Below are 14,419 nucleotides of genomic sequence, written 5' to 3' on the forward strand. Positions count from 1 at the left end.
TGACAGATCGATCTCGTCATGGTTTTCTGTGAACGTACCAGTTAGTACATTGCAGTTCCGACAGACGAAGGAGTCGCCATGGCGCAGACGCCCCCCTATCTCGTGGGGCTCGTCGGAACGGGCGTGACCCCGTCGCTGACCCCCGCGCTGCACATGGCCGAAGCCCGCGCGCTCGGCCTGGATTACGTGTACCGCACGATCGATCTCACGACCCTGGGTCTGGCCCCGGACGAGCTGCCCGACATCCTCGCGTGGGCGCGGCGACTCGGGTTCGACGCGCTGAACGTCACGCATCCGTGCAAGCGTCTCGTCGTCGAGTACCTCGATCGCATCGACCCGCTGGCGGCGGCTCTCGGCTCGGTGAACACGGTGCTCTTCACCGACGACGGACTCGTCGGGCACAACACCGACACGACCGGATTCGAGACCGCGTTCCGCACGGGCCTGCCCGGAGCAGCGGTCGACGACGTCACCATGCTCGGTGCCGGCGGTGCAGGCTCCGCCGTCGCCGACGCACTGCTGCGCGTCGGGACGCGGCGGCTCACGGTGGTCGACCTCGACGCTCAGCGCGCCGAGGAGCTCGCGACGGATCTGCGCAGCCGGCACGCCGCCGACGTCCGCTCGGCAGCACCCGACGCCCTGCCCCGTCTGCTCGCCACGGCGTCGGGTCTCGTGCACTGCACGCCTACGGGCATGAAGGAGCATCCGGGCACGCCGTTCTCGCCCGATCTGCTGCGGCCCGACCTGTGGGTCGCCGACATCGTCTACCGGCCGCTCGACACGGAGCTGCTCCGGGCCGCCCGCGCGGCCGGCTGCGCCACCCTCGACGGCGGACGGATGGCGGTCCACCAGGCCGTCGACGCCTTCCGCCTCATCACGGGTCTCACCCCCGACCCGGACCGCATGAACCGCCATTTCCACACCCTCGTTGCGCCGCACGAGATCCTCGCCGGACACTGAAACAGAAGGAACCTCCGATGACAAACACCGCAACGACGCGGAAGACTCCCGTGAAGGCCGCCGTCGCGAGCTTCATGGGCAGCGCCGTCGAGTACTACGACTTCTTCCTCTACGGCTCGGCCGCCGCACTCATCTTCCCCACCGTGTTCTTCCCGTCCGACAGTCAGGCGGCGCTCGTGATGTCGTTCGCGACGTTCGGGTTCGCCTACATCGCGCGCCCCGTCGGCGCCGTCATCCTGGGGCACTTCGGCGACCGCATCGGCCGTCAGAAGGTGCTGATGTTCACGCTCCTGCTGATGGGCTTCGCGACCTTCGCGATCGGGTGCATCCCGAGCTACGAGCAGACCGGGTGGGCGGCCCCGGCACTGCTCGTGCTGTGCCGACTCCTCCAGGGCCTCTCGGCTGCAGGGGAGCAGGCCGGCGCGTCGTCGCTGACCCTCGAGCACGCTCCCGACAACCGCCGCTCGTTCTTCACGTCGTGGACCCTGACAGGCACGCAGGGCGGGCAGATCCTCGCGGCGCTCATCTTCATCCCCGTCGTGGCGCTGCCGGACGAGATCAAGTACACGTGGGGATGGCGCGTGCCCTTCTGGCTCAGCGCCGTCGTCGTCGTCGTCGCCTACCTCATCCGCCGCACCCTCCACGAGACGCCGGAGTTCGAGCAGACGAAGGCCGAAGGACGCATTGCCCGGATGCCGCTCATCCCGCTCCTCCGGGACCACTGGCGCGACGTCCTCCGCGTCATCTGCTGCGCGTTCATCGCCGCGGTGTCGACGGTCTTCGGCAACCTCGCGATCGCATACGGCGTCGAGGTCGGCCTGAATGCGGCGATCACGCTGTGGCTGGTCGTCGTCGCGAACTTCGTCGCGCTCGGGACCCAGCCGCTCTTCGGCGCACTCGCCGACCGCATCGGCCGCAAGCCGGTCTTCATCTACGGGGCTCTGTCGTCGGCCGTGTTCATGCCCTTCTACATGCTGTCGATGGGCGCCGGGAACGAGTTCGTCACGTTCCTGCTCGCGGTGCTCACCTTCTCGTTCGGCTACGCCGCCGCCAACGCCGTGTGGCCGTCGTTCTACGGCGAGATGTTCTCGACCCGCGTCCGCTTCTCCGGCATGGCGATCGGCACGCAGCTCGGGTTCCTCATGGCCGGCTTCGCGCCGTCCATCGTCACGGCGCTCGGCGGCGTGCAGCAGGGCGGCTGGGTCGTGATCAGCGCCTTCACCGCCGTCATCTCGCTCATCGCCACCGTGAGCGCCCTCACGGCACGCGAATCGAAGAGCATCCCGACGTCGGAGCTCGGAATCCAGTCCGAGAAGGCGCACCAGGTGGCCGCCGCCGTCTGACGCCGCACCGCTCGAGGCCTCGTCCCGCGACTGCGGGGCGGGGCCTCGGCCTTCGGCCGCCCTACTCGGGCGCGACCTCGAGCAGGACGAGCGCGCCCCTCGAGTCCGCGTCGCAGAAGCCGCCGAACGAGCCGAAGTACGAGTCCGCATTCGCGCCGTCCGGCAGATCCGCGAGCGACACGACGGCGCCGGATCCGGCGATGCGTGCTCCGTCCGTGATCCGCGCGCCCTCGCCGAGGACGACGGCATCGCCGTCCTGCCGCGCGTCATCGGGCCACACGAGCCAGGCCCCGTCGGCCTCGTCATCCGACCGCCAGGTGAAACAGCCGTTCGACTCCACCGCGAGCGCGCCGCCCACGCTCCCGGCCGGCACACCCGCCGACTGCGCGACGGCCGCCGCTTCCTCCGAGTCGAGGGTCGGGAGCCCGAAGCCGGCCTCGGACTCCGCTTCGGAGCATCCCGAGATCACGGCGACCAGGGCCGCAAGAGCGAGGACCGCGACCGGCCGTGCCATGGCGCTAGTCGCCCGCCACTTCCTGGTACGCGGCGAAGAGGAGCGACTCGTCGGGCGCCTGGAGCACGGTCGGGCGGGCGATGTCGTCGAGCACGATGAAGCGCAGCATCCCGCCGCGGCTCTTCTTGTCGCGCTGCATCGTCGCGAGCAGCTGCGACCACGCACCCGCGCGATAGCTCGTCGGCAGGCCGAGCGTCTCGAGGATGTCGCGGTGACGCTGCGCCGCGGCATCCGGAAGCCGTCCCGCCAACCGGGACAGCTCGGCGGCGAACACCATCCCGACCGAGATCGCGGCGCCGTGGCGCCAGCGGTAGCGCTCGGCGTGCTCGATCGCGTGCCCCAGCGTGTGACCGTAGTTCAGGATCTCGCGGAGGCCCGCCTCGCGCAGGTCCTCCCCCACGACCCGCGCCTTCATGTCGATGGCCAACTCGACGCAGCGGCGGAATGCGGCGCTCGTGGGGTCGACGGCGGCGCCGGCGTCCGCCTCGACGAGGTCGAGGATCTCGGGGGCCCAGATGAACCCCGCCTTGACGACCTCGGCGAAGCCCGCCGTGCGCTCGTTGGCGGACAGCTCGTCGAGGAGCTCGAGGTCGCACACGACGGCCTTCGGCGGCCAGAAGGCTCCGACGAGGTTCTTGCCCTCCGCCGTGTTGATGCCCGTCTTCCCGCCTACGGCGGCGTCCACCATTCCGAGCACGGTCGTGGGCACCTGCACGACCGCGACTCCGCGCAGCCAGGTCGCGGCGACGAAGCCGGCGAGGTCCGTGACGGCGCCCCCGCCGAAGCCGACGATCGCGTCCGTCCTGGTGAAGTCCGCCTGGCCGAGGATCTGCCAGCAGAATGCCGCGACCTCGACGCGCTTTCCCTGCTCCGCGTCGGGGATCTCGGCGATGAGCACCTCGCGCGTGCCGTCGTCGAGGAGGCGATCGCGCAGCTTCGCCGCCTGCGCGGCGAGCGTCGGCGGGTGGATCACGAGCACCTTGCGGGCCTCCGCGGGGATCGCGTCGGCGACGCGGTCCAGGATGCCGCGGCCCACGGTGATGTCGTACTGCTGGTCGCCCGCGACGGTGATGGTCGTCAGGTCGGTCATGCGTCCCCCTCGGTGGAGCTGCCCTCGCGGGCCCACGTCACGATGTCGGAGACGACGTGCGCGAGCGGTCCGGTCGAGGTGTCGAACGTGATGTCGGCGAGGGCTTCGTAGATGCCCTTCCGCTCCGACATGATCTTCTGCCAGCGCGCCACCGGATCCTCGTCGCTCGCCAGGAGCGGCCTCGCGTCGCCCTGGATGCGCGAGCGCACGATCTCCGGCGCGACGGTGAGGAGCACGACCCGGTGCCGTGCGAGGTCGTGGCGCGTGTCGGGATCGAGCACCGCGCCCCCGCCGAGGGCGACGACGCCGCCCTTGCCGAGCGCCTCGATGACGGCGCTGCGCTCCACTTCCCGGAAGCGCGCCTCGCCCTCCTTCGCGAACAGCTCGGCGATGGGGCCGTGCTCGCGGACGACGAGGCTGTCGGTGTCGGTGAAGGCCACACCGAGCTCGCGCGCGACGCGACGCCCGACGCTGGACTTGCCGGCTCCCATGGGACCGACGAGGACGATGGCCTGGGTGGTGCCGTGCCCCATGGATCAGGACAGCTCGTGCGCGAGCAGCGCCGCCTCGGAGGCGGGCGTGGTGCGCAGGGCGTCCGGGATCGCCGCGAGGTAGCCCTCGAGGTTGCGACGCGTCTCACGGACCGAGTCGCCGCCGAACTTCTCGAGCACGGACTCGGCGAGCACGATCGCGACCATCGCCTCGGCGACGACACCCGCGGCCGGCACGGCGCACACGTCGGAGCGCTGGTGGTGTGCGGCGGCCGTGTCGCCCGTCGCGACGTCGACCGTCCGCAAGGCGTGCGGCACCGTCGCGATGGGCTTCATCCCCGCGCGCACGCGCAGCACGGTGCCCGTCGACATGCCGCCCTCCGTGCCGCCCGCGCGGTCCGAGGAGCGCGTGATGCCGGCATCCGTCGCGAACAGCTCGTCGTGAGCCTGCGATCCGCGGCGGGTCGTCGTGAGGAAGCCGTCTCCGACCTCGACACCCTTGATCGCCTGGATGCTCATGAGCGCCTGCGCGAGCTTGCCGTCCAGGCGCCGGTCCCAATGCACATGCGAGCCGAGGCCCGGCGGGAGTCCGTAGGCGAGGACCTCGACGATGCCGCCGAGCGTGTCGCCGTCCTTGCGCGCGTCGTCCACCTCGGCGACCATTCGCTCGCTCGTGGCCGCGTCGAAGCAGCGCAGCGGATCGGCGTCGAGCGCGTCGACGTCGTCGGGAGCCGGCAGAGCCGCGCCCTCGGGGACGCGCACGGGGCCGATCGAGAGCGTGTGGCTCACCAGGCGGATGCCGAGCTCGGCGAGGAAGGCGCGCGCGAGAGCGCCGAGCGCGACGCGGGCGGCAGTCTCTCGCGCGCTGGCGCGCTCGAGGATGGGGCGGGCCTCGTCGAAGTCGTACTTCTGCATGCCGACGAGGTCGGCGTGCCCGGGGCGGGGGCGTGTGAGGGCGGCGCCGCGGCCGCGCGACTTGTCGGTGAGCTCGACGGGGTCGGGACTCATGACCTCGACCCACTTGGGCCATTCGGTGTTGCCGATGCGCAGCGCGATGGGGCTGCCGAGGCTGAGTCCGTGACGCACGCCGCCCGAGATGGACAGCTCGTCCTCCTCGAACTTCATGCGCGATCCGCGCCCGTAGCCGAGCTTGCGGCGGGCGAGGTCGGCCTGGATGGCGGTGCGCGAGACGGGCACGCCGGACGGCAGGCCCTCCATGATGGCGACGAGTTCTGGGCCGTGCGATTCGCCGGCCGTGAGCACGCGGAGCATCCTGCTAGTCTCCCACGATCGCCGCGCGCATTGCGGCGAGCACCGCCTCTTCGTCGGGGACGGGGGCATCGGCGTCGCCCGACGTGAAGACCCGGACCTGCAGCAGAGCCTGGTGGAGCAGCATCCCGAGGCCGGAGACCGCAGGGTGTCCCGCCCGATCCCACGCGAACGAGAGCGTCGTCGGCCAGTGCCCGTAGACGACGTCGAGCAGGAGGCCGCCGGACCGCGCGAGCGCGTCGGCCGCCGGCACGGGGACGGGCGCGTCTCCGGGAAGCGTGGCGATCGTGACGGGCACGGGCGAGAGCGCGCCGTCCCCGAACGGGACGGGTGTGACCGACACCGCGAGCCGCTCCCCCAGCTTCTGGAGGGGCTCGACGGCCTCGGGCCGTCGTGCGACGACCTCGACACGGGTGGCGCCGATCTCGGCGAGGGCGACCAGCGCCGACATCGCCGTGGCACCGGCGCCGACGACGCGGGCCTCGCCGACGCGGTCGATCCCCTCCTCGGCGAGCGATCGGACGATGCCGCCGATGTCGGTGTTGAACGCCCGGAACCCGTCGGGATCCAGGAGCAGCGTATTGGCGGCGCCGGTGAGCTCGGCGCGACGGTCGCGCTCGACGGCCGCCGCGAATGCGACGCCCTTGAGCGGCATCGTGAGCGACAGGCCGCGCCAGGAGCCGTCGAGCGACGCGAGCACGTCGGCGAACCGCTCCTCGGACACCCGCCGGCGCTCGTACGTCCAGTCCAGGCCCAGCACGCCGTACGCGGCGCCGTGCAGCTGCGGCGAGCGGCTGTGCGCGATGGGGTCTCCCCAGACAGCGAGCCGCGTCGCGGCCGGTGTCAGCACCTGCCCGTGTTCTCGGCGCACCAGTCCTGCCACTGCCTGACGTACTGCTCGTGCTCCTGCACCGTCTCGGTGAAGACCGTCTCGCCCGTATCGGGGTTGACCGTCACGAAGTAGAGCCAGGGCCCGTCGGCGGGGTGCATCGCCGCATCGATCGCGACGTCGCCGGGGTTCGCGATGGGGCCGACCGGCAGACCTGCGTTGATGTAGGTGTTCCAGGGGTTCGGGTCGTCGAGCGCCTCCTGCGACGACGAGACCGTGCCGTCGTGCATCTCGCCGTACCCGTACTGAGCCGTCGAGTCCATCTGGAGCAGGCCGAACGTCTGCTGGTTGTCGGGGTTCAGACGGTTCTCGATGACCCGCGCGACCTTGTAGAAGTCCTCCTCGAAGCGCGCCTCGCGCTGGATGATCGACGCGACCGTGAGCACGCGCTGGCGGTCCTCCGCGGGCACCTCTGCGGCGTCGAGCGACTCGATCGTGCGATTGACCATCGTCTGGATGACGTCGGTGGCGGTCGCACCCGGATCGAACGTGTACATCGCGGGGAAGAGCCAGCCTTCGAGCGGCTGCCCACCTGCCTCGGCGACGGCGGGATCGACCGGCACGCCGTAGACCGACGGATCCGCGACGGCGGCCTGGAAGTCCTCGAGCGGGATCCCGATGCCCTCCGACAGGATCGTGAGCGTCTGGTCGACGGTGAGACCCTCGCGGACGAGAGCCGAGTTCTCGAGCTTGTTGGCCGGGTCCTGCAGCGCCTCGAGCGCGGCCTCCGACGTCATCTGCTTCTGGAGCTGGTACACGCCCGGATAGAACGTGGGGTTGCGGCCCGCGTCGACGAGCATCTCGTAGAACGCCTCGGGCGTCTTGGTGACGCCCGCGTCGTAGAGGGACTGCGAGATCGTCCCGCCCGTGTCACCCGACGAGATCGTGACGAGCGCCTCGCCGGTGGCGAGACCCTCCTCGTAGTCCTTGGGCTCCTCCCAGCCCATGAATTCGCGGATCTGCGCTTCATAGGTGTTCCAGACCCACAGGCCGCCGGCGGCGATGCCGCCGAGGATCAGCAGGACGACGCCCAGCGCGATCCATCCGCCGACGCGGCGGCGGCGCTTGTCCGGCGGCGGCGGGACGTACCCGATGTCGTCCGATGAGGCCCTGCCCATGAACAGATCCTCCAGGTTCCCACCCGCCGGCGTCGAGGCCTGGACGATCGGCCCGGAATCGGGACGCGCGTCGGTGAGAAGGCTTGCGGGCTTCGCCTGCGCCTGGGCGTGGGGCTCGCTGAAGAAGTCGGCGAACGAGAGCGCGCCCGTGGCGGGCTGCGATGCCGGATCCTGGGCGGCCACCGGAAGGATCGCCGTGGCGGGAAGCGGCTCGCGCTGCTCGGGGCGGCCCGCGTGCTGTCCGGACTTCGCAGCCGCAGCGGCGATCGGATGCTGGGCGCCGGCGGCCTGGATCGGCTGAGGTCCGCTCGGGTGGCCGGCCGGCAGGGATGCCGTCGCCGAGGACTGCTCCGGTTCCGCGGCCGCCGCTGTGGGCTGCGGGCCGGTCTGGCCCTGCGCTCGGAGCGCCTCGCGAGCGGCCCGGCGCGACGTCGGGACCGCTCCCGTGGAAGCGGCAGAGCCCTGGTCGGCCGCTGGAACCGGCTCGGTCGGCGCGGCGGGCGGACCGCCCGCCGGCGTGACGGGGGCGCCGCCGCTCGACGCGGCGGGAGTGGCACCCGTCTGCGCTGCGGAGACAGGAGTGGCGCCCGTCGGGGTCACCATGGGCTCATCGGTGAAGGGCTTCCAGGTACCGGTCACAGGCGGAGACTCCCACGTGTGGTCGTCATCGTCGACGTGGGGCGCCGGCGTGCGCCGGGGTCCTGGGGCATCGCCGCCCCGCATCCGCGGGTCGGGCAGTCGGCCGAACAGATCCGCGAAGGGATCGTCGAACCGCGAAGTCGAGTCGGGCATGGTCAGGCGGGCTCCTGGTCCGGGGGGACGGGTGTTCCGGAAGGTCTGCCGGTGTTCTTCTCGACATCGAGTGCCTGCTGGAGCAGCACGACTGCGGCGACCTGATCCACAATGCTACGAGACTGCCGCTGAGATCTGCCCGAACCACGCAGAGCGGAGTGGGCCGACACCGTGCTGAGCCGCTCGTCGACGAGGCGGACGGGAAGAGCGGATGCTGTCGCCAGCCCCTGCGCGAGCTCCCGGGCGTCGGCCGTCGACGGCGTGTCTCCCCCGCTCAGGCTGATGGGCAGGCCGACGACGATCTCGACCGCGTCGTGCTCCCGCGCGAGCGCGACGACGCGCGCGATGGAGTCGTCCCCGCGCGGGACCGTCTCCACGGGGGTCGCGAGCATGCCGTCCGGGTCGCTCCGCGCGACCCCGACGCGGGCCTTGCCCACGTCGACGCCGATGCGCACCCCGCGACGGAACCCGGTCACGCGCCGAGCAGGCCCTTCACAGCGCTGAGCGCGGCGGGCAGTGCCGCAGCATCCGTCCCGCCGCCCTGTGCGACGTCGTCACGGCCGCCGCCGCCCCCGCCGAGCGCCGACGCGGCGCCCTTCGCGAGCACGCCGGCCTTCGCGCCGGCCGAGCGGGCCGCCTCGTTCGTCGCGACGACGACGACGGGGCGACCGCCCACGTCTGCGCCGAGCGCGACGACGGCGGCCTCCGCCCCGAGGCGGTCGCGGACCTGAAGCGTGAGCGAGCGCACGTCGTCGGCCGACGCGGCCGACCCGAGGGACTCGGCGACGACGCGGTGCGGTCCCACCTGCACGGCGGCTCCGGCGAGAGCGGGCAGGCGGTCGGCCAGTGCCCGCGACTCGAACGCGGCGATCTTCTTCTCGGCGGCCTTGAGGCTCGCCTGGAGCTCCGCGATGCGCGCAGGGAGCTGGTCGCGCGGCGTCTTGAGGCTCGACGTGAGCTGCGACACGAGTGCGCGCTCCGCAGCGAGCGACCGGAACGCGTCGAGCCCGACGAGCGCCTCGACGCGACGGTTCGACGCGCCGACCGACGACTCGCCGACCAGGCTGATGAGGCCGACCTCGGCACTGGTCACGACGTGCGTGCCGGCGCAGAGCTCGCGCGACCAGGGGCCGCCGATGTCGACCATGCGGACGGTGTCGCCGTACTTCTCGCCGAAGAGCGCCATGGCACCGAGCGCCTTGGCCTCGTCGAGCGGGAGCACGCGCGTCGTGACCGTGAGGTTGTCGCGGACCGCGTTGTTGGCGATCTCCTCGATCTCGCTCTTCGTGTCGTCCGACAGCGCCTGGCCCCACGCGAAGTCGAACCGCATGTAGCCGGCCCGGTTGAGCGAGCCCGCCTGGGTCGCGGTCTTGCCCAGCGTGTCGCGGAGCGCCGCGTGGACGAGGTGGGTGGCCGAGTGCGCCTGCTGCGCCGCGCGGCGGTTGACGGCGTCGACGACGGTCGTGGCCGCCTGGCCGATCCCGACCTCGCCCGTCGTGACCTCGACCGTGTGGCTCACCAGGCCCGGGACGGGCTTCTGCACGTCGAGGACCTCGAGCTCGTAGCCCGGGCCCACGATGACGCCCTTGTCGGCGACCTGGCCGCCGGACTCGGCGTAGAGGGCCGTCTCGGCGAGGATCACCTCGGCGATCTGCCCCGCCGTCGCGCGGTCCACCGGCGTGCCGTCGACGAGGATGCCGAGCACGGTCGACTCGGTCTCGAGGTCGGTGTAGCCCGTGAACGCGGTCTCGCCCTTGGCGCGCAGGTCGCGGTAGACGCTCGTGTCGGCGAGCTGGCGCTTGCGGGCCTTCGCGTCGGCCTTGGCGCGTGCGCGCTGCTCCTGCATGAGCGAGTCGAACGCGGCGCGATCGACCGTGAGACCCGCCTCCTCCGCGATCTCGAGGGTGAGATCGATGGGGAAGCCGTACGTGTCGTGCAGCAGGAACGCCTCCGCGCCGGCGATCTTCGCGCCGCCCGCCGCCTTCGTCTGCGCGACGGAGTCGTCGAGGATCGCCGAGCCCGCGGCAAGGGTGCGCAGGAACGTCTCCTCCTCCGCGAGCGCGTACTGCGAGATGCGGGCCCAGTCCGTCTCGACGACGGGGTAGGCGTCCTTCATGGCGTCGCGCGACACCGTGAAGAGCTCGCGGAACGTCGGCCCCTCGACCCCCAGCAGGCGCATGGAGCGGATGACGCGGCGCATGAGGCGGCGCAGGATGTAGCCGCGCCCGTCGTTGGACGGCGTCACGCCGTCGGAGAGCAGCATGAGAGACGACCGGACGTGGTCGGCGACGACGCGGAACCGCACGTCGTCCTCGTGGTTCGCGCCGTAGACGCGGCCCGAGAGCTCGACCGCGCGGTCCAGGACGGGGCGCACCTGGTCGGTCTCGTACATGTTGTCGACGCCCTGCTTGATGAAGGCGACGCGCTCGAGGCCCATGCCGGTGTCGATGTTCTTGGCGGGCAGCTCGCCGACGATGTCGAAGTCGTACTTCGATCGCACGTTGGTGATCTCGTACTGCATGAAGACGAGGTTCCAGATCTCGACGTAGCGGTCGTCGTCGGTCGCCGGACCGCCGTCGATCCCGTACGCGGGTCCGCGGTCGAAGAAGATCTCGGAGCACGGGCCGGCAGGCCCGGGGAGCCCCGTGCTCCAGTAGTTCGTGTCCTTGCCGAGTCGCTGGATGCGGTCCTCGGCGACGCCCGCGACGGTGCGCCACAGCCCGTGGGCCTCGTCGTCCTCTTCGTAGACGGTGACCCACAGGTCCTTCGGGTCGAACCCGAGCCCGCCGTCGTCCTCGGAACTCGTCAGGAGCTCCCACGCGAAGCGGATCGCGCCTTCCTTGAAGTAGTCGCCGAAGGACCAGTTGCCGAGCATCTGGAAGAAGGTGCCGTGCCGAGGGGTTTTGCCGACCTCCTCGATGTCGTTCGTGCGGATGCACTTCTGGTTGTCGGCGGCACGCGGATACGGAGCCGGGACGTCACCGCTCAGGTACGGGATGAACGGCACCATGCCGGCGACGGTGAACAGCAGCGCCGGGTCGTTCGTGACGAGCGATGCGGACGGCACGATCGTGTGCCCCTGCTTCTCGAAGTAGTCGAGAAAGCGCCTGGAGATCTCGGCGGTCTTCATTCGTTTGGGAGTTCCTCGAGGGCGAGCGGATGCGCCCCGCCTCTGCGGGGTGCGGTGCGTGTGGGTTCAGTCGTTGAGCTTCTGGGCCGCGCTCTTGGCGGCATCGACGGCATCGGATGCCGCGTCCTGGGCCGAGTCGAGCGCATCGGATGCCGCGTCCTTGACGGCGTCGAAGGCGTCCGAGGCTGCATCGACGACGTCGGCGGCCGCCTCCTTCGCGGCATCCATGACGCCGGCGAAGCGGGCTTCCTGCTCGCGGTACGCGTCGCCGATGCGGTCGGTGAACTCGCTGATGCGCGCGTCCACCTCGGCGAGCAGCTCGTGGCCGCGGGGGTCCTTGTTCACGAAGTGCGCGACGACGAGGCCGCCGATGACGCCGACCAGGAACCACAGGACGTTCTTCATGACACCACCCCTCGGCCGCGGTCGCGGCATCCATCCATCGTATGCGCAAACGACGAAGGGCGCCGGGTGTCCCCGGCGCCCTCCTGAGCTTCGGTCGTTGAGCGAGCGAAGCGAGACGAAACGCGCTGTATCAGCGGGCTGCGTAGTACTCGACGACGAGCTGGACGTCACAGACGACCGGGACCTCGGCGCGCTTGGGGCGACGCACGAGACGCGCCTGGAGCTTGTCGAGCTCGACCTCGAGGTAGCCCGGAACGGGCGGCAGGACCTCGGCGTGACCGCCGGCGGCAGCGACCTGGAAGGGCTCGGTGCCTTCGCTCTTGGCCTTGACATGGATGAGCTGGCCCGGCTTCACGCGGAACGACGGGCGGTCGACGAGCTGGCCGTCGACGAGGATGTGACGGTGCACGACGAGCTGGCGGGCCTGCGCCGTGGTGCGGGCGAAGCCGGCACGCAGCACGAGGGCGTCCAGACGCATCTCGAGCAGCTCGACGAGGTTCTCACCCGTCAGGCCGTCCTTGCGGCGGGCCTCGTTGAACGTGTTGCGCATCTGCTTCTCGCGGATGCCGTACTGCTCGCGCAGACGCTGCTTCTCGCGGAGGCGGACGGCGAAGTCGCTGTCCTGCTTGCGCTTCGTGCGGCCGTGCTCACCCGGCGCGTAGGGGCGCTTCTCGAGGTACTTGGCTGCCTTGGGGGTCAGCGCGACGCCGAGCGCGCGCGACAGGCGGACCTTGCGGCGGTCCTGGGACTTCGTTGCCACGAAGTGTTCCTTCCGATGACGCGGCCGTGTCTTTCACGGCTCGCGGACGTATCGCCCCCTCCTCGCCCTGTCCGCAGTGCACGCCGGGGCACAGCAGAAGGTCGGTCAAGAAGAGAGGGGATGCCCGAAAACCCGGTTTCGAGCCGATCAAGTCTATCAGCCCTTCGATACGGCGGCTGCGCCGCCTACTCAGGAACCTGGGCCTTCTCCCCCGACGACGGGATCACGAGCCGCCGTCGAGGATGCGGCGGATCTTCTCCAGGCGCGCCTGGACGTCCCGCTCCTGGCCGTGGTTGGTCGGCTCGTAGTAGCGCCGGTCGCGCAGCTCGTCGGGCAGGTACTGCTGCGCCACGACCCCGATCTCGCTGTCGTGCGGGTAGCGGTAGCCCTTGCCGTGGCCCAGGCGCTTGGCGCCCGGATAGTGGGCGTCGCGCAGGTGCGGAGGGACGCGGCCGAACCCGCCGGCGCGCACGTCGGCGACCGCCTGGTTGATCGCGTTGTACGCAGCGTTCGACTTGGCGGTCGTCGCCAGGTACGCCGTCGCCTCCGCGAGCGGGATGCGACCCTCGGGCATGCCGATGAGCTGCACGGCGTCGGCTGCCGCGACGGCGAGCGGGAGGGCCTGCGGATCGGCGAGTCCGATGTCCTCCGCGGCCGAGATGATGAGGCGACGCGCGATGAACCGCGGGTCCTCCCCCGCTTCGATCATGCGGGCGAGGTAGTGCATGGCCGCATCGACGTCCGACCCGCGGATCGACTTGATGAAGGCGCTGATGACGTCGTAGTGCTCGTCGCCGTCGCGGTCGTAGCGCAGCAGCGCCCGGTCGACGGCCTGCGCGACCTGATCCGCCGTGATCGCGATCCCGTCGCCCTCGTCGGCGGCGCCGGCGGCCAGGGATGCCGCGGCCTCCAGTGCCGTCAGCGCTCGGCGCGCATCCCCCGACGCGAGCCGCACGAGCGCGTCGCGAGCCTCAGGCTCGAGCGCGGCCGCGCCCGCGAGACCACGGGGATCCGAGATCGCGCGATCCACCAGCATCCCGAGATCCTCGTCGGTGAGCGGCCGGAGAGTCAGCAGGAGCGAACGCGACAGGAGCGGCGAGATGACCGAGAACGACGGGTTCTCGGTCGTCGCGGCGATGAGGACGACCCAGCCGTTCTCGACCCCAGGGAGCAGCGCGTCCTGCTGGGCCTTCGTGAAGCGGTGGATCTCGTCGAGGAAGAGGATCGTCGACTGCCCGTACAGGTCGCGCTGCGTGAGGGCGTCCTGCATGACCTCGCGCACGTCCCGGACGCCCGCCGTCACGGCCGACAGCTCGACGAACCGCCGCCCCGAGGAGCGCGCGATCGCCTGCGCGAGCGTCGTCTTGCCCGTCCCGGGCGGGCCCCACAGGATGACCGAGGTCGCCGTGGTCGCGGCATCCGGATCCGCGAGCGCGACCAGCGGCGACCCACGCCGCAGCAGGTGCGACTGTCCCGCGACCTCCTCGAGCGACGTCGGCCGCATGCGCACTGCGAGCGGCGTCTGCCCCTGGAAGAGCGCGGCGGAGGAGGTCACCGTCCCAGGCTAGTCACGCCCGACGACGCCGGTCGCGCGGCGTCGGGTCGGCATTCCCGTAGGATCATCCCGGCCCGGGGCGTCCCGGGGAGCGAGGGAGGTC

Annotated in this window: 13 protein-coding genes; 2 read left to right on the top strand and 11 right to left on the bottom strand. The window is 71.3% G+C overall.

Features of this window, described 5'->3' with window-relative positions; translation table 11 throughout:
- Positions 1-78: 78 nt before the first annotated feature.
- Entirely contained in the window at positions 79-960 is an 882-nt protein-coding gene (locus tag ABZ477_RS01785; protein ID WP_360126930.1) for a shikimate dehydrogenase, read from the top strand.
- 17 nt (positions 961-977) lie between these two features.
- Positions 978-2,303, top strand: coding sequence for an MFS transporter (locus ABZ477_RS01790; RefSeq protein ID WP_360126933.1), 1,326 nt, complete (start codon positions 978-980; stop codon positions 2,301-2,303).
- A gap of 61 nt (positions 2,304-2,364) precedes the next feature.
- Here ABZ477_RS01790 and ABZ477_RS01795 read toward each other — a convergent pair whose 3' ends face one another.
- The 11 genes from ABZ477_RS01795 to ABZ477_RS01845 all read right to left on the bottom strand — a co-directional run bounded on the left by ABZ477_RS01795 (position 2,365) and on the right by ABZ477_RS01845 (position 14,316).
- Positions 2,365-2,817, bottom strand: coding sequence for a hypothetical protein (locus tag ABZ477_RS01795; RefSeq protein WP_360126936.1), 453 nt, complete (start codon positions 2,815-2,817; stop codon positions 2,365-2,367).
- 4 nt (positions 2,818-2,821) lie between these two features.
- Entirely contained in the window at positions 2,822-3,907 is a 1,086-nt protein-coding gene (aroB, locus tag ABZ477_RS01800; RefSeq protein ID WP_360126939.1) for a 3-dehydroquinate synthase, read from the bottom strand.
- Positions 3,904-4,440, bottom strand: coding sequence for a shikimate kinase (locus ABZ477_RS01805; RefSeq protein ID WP_360126942.1), 537 nt, complete (start codon positions 4,438-4,440; stop codon positions 3,904-3,906). The genes aroB and ABZ477_RS01805 overlap by 4 nt, the downstream gene beginning before the upstream one ends.
- A gap of 3 nt (positions 4,441-4,443) precedes the next feature.
- Positions 4,444-5,670: a chorismate synthase gene (aroC, locus tag ABZ477_RS01810; protein ID WP_360126945.1), complete on the bottom strand. Its 1,227-nt coding sequence runs from the start codon at positions 5,668-5,670 to the stop codon at positions 4,444-4,446.
- Positions 5,671-5,674: 4 nt separating this feature from the next.
- Positions 5,675-6,538, bottom strand: a complete 864-nt coding sequence (locus ABZ477_RS01815) for a shikimate dehydrogenase (protein ID WP_360126948.1) — start codon at positions 6,536-6,538, stop codon at positions 5,675-5,677.
- Entirely contained in the window at positions 6,511-8,466 is a 1,956-nt protein-coding gene (gene mltG / locus ABZ477_RS01820) for an endolytic transglycosylase MltG (protein WP_360126951.1), read from the bottom strand. The genes ABZ477_RS01815 and mltG overlap by 28 nt, the downstream gene beginning before the upstream one ends.
- 2 nt (positions 8,467-8,468) lie before the next feature.
- A complete protein-coding gene (gene ruvX, locus ABZ477_RS01825) occupies positions 8,469-8,942 on the bottom strand; it encodes a Holliday junction resolvase RuvX (protein WP_360126954.1) in 474 nt (157 codons plus the stop codon).
- Positions 8,939-11,596 (bottom strand): alanine--tRNA ligase, encoded by a 2,658-nt coding sequence (gene alaS / locus ABZ477_RS01830; RefSeq protein WP_360126957.1) that lies wholly within the window; start codon positions 11,594-11,596, stop codon positions 8,939-8,941. Before alaS ends, ruvX begins: the two co-directional genes overlap by 4 nt.
- A gap of 66 nt (positions 11,597-11,662) precedes the next feature.
- Complete coding sequence (locus ABZ477_RS01835) at positions 11,663-12,001, bottom strand: ATPase (protein ID WP_360126960.1); 339 nt, start codon at positions 11,999-12,001, stop codon at positions 11,663-11,665.
- Between the two features lie 130 nt (positions 12,002-12,131).
- A complete protein-coding gene (gene rpsD / locus ABZ477_RS01840; RefSeq protein ID WP_360126963.1) occupies positions 12,132-12,761 on the bottom strand; it encodes a 30S ribosomal protein S4 in 630 nt (209 codons plus the stop codon).
- Between the two features lie 223 nt (positions 12,762-12,984).
- Complete coding sequence (locus ABZ477_RS01845) at positions 12,985-14,316, bottom strand: replication-associated recombination protein A (protein WP_360126966.1); 1,332 nt, start codon at positions 14,314-14,316, stop codon at positions 12,985-12,987.
- Positions 14,317-14,419 lie beyond the last annotated feature (103 nt).

Origin of the sequence: Microbacterium sp. NPDC019599, assembly GCF_040632175.1 — a bacterium.
Lineage (GTDB): Bacteria > Actinomycetota > Actinomycetes > Actinomycetales > Microbacteriaceae > Microbacterium.

Excerpts from the sequence above, each read along its gene's own strand:
- ABZ477_RS01785 (WP_360126930.1), top strand. The coding sequence starts at position 79 with ATGGCGCAGACGCCCCCCTATCTCGTGGGGCTCGTCGGAACGGGCGTG.
- ABZ477_RS01790 (WP_360126933.1), top strand. The coding sequence starts at position 978 with ATGACAAACACCGCAACGACGCGGAAGACTCCCGTGAAGGCCGCCGTC.
- ABZ477_RS01795 (WP_360126936.1), bottom strand. The coding sequence starts at position 2,817 with ATGGCACGGCCGGTCGCGGTCCTCGCTCTTGCGGCCCTGGTCGCCGTG.
- aroB (WP_360126939.1), bottom strand. The coding sequence starts at position 3,907 with ATGACCGACCTGACGACCATCACCGTCGCGGGCGACCAGCAGTACGAC.
- ABZ477_RS01805 (WP_360126942.1), bottom strand. The coding sequence starts at position 4,440 with ATGGGGCACGGCACCACCCAGGCCATCGTCCTCGTCGGTCCCATGGGA.
- aroC (WP_360126945.1), bottom strand. The coding sequence starts at position 5,670 with ATGCTCCGCGTGCTCACGGCCGGCGAATCGCACGGCCCAGAACTCGTC.
- mltG (WP_360126951.1), bottom strand. The coding sequence starts at position 8,466 with ATGCCCGACTCGACTTCGCGGTTCGACGATCCCTTCGCGGATCTGTTC.
- alaS (WP_360126957.1), bottom strand. The coding sequence starts at position 11,596 with ATGAAGACCGCCGAGATCTCCAGGCGCTTTCTCGACTACTTCGAGAAG.
- ABZ477_RS01835 (WP_360126960.1), bottom strand. The coding sequence starts at position 12,001 with ATGAAGAACGTCCTGTGGTTCCTGGTCGGCGTCATCGGCGGCCTCGTC.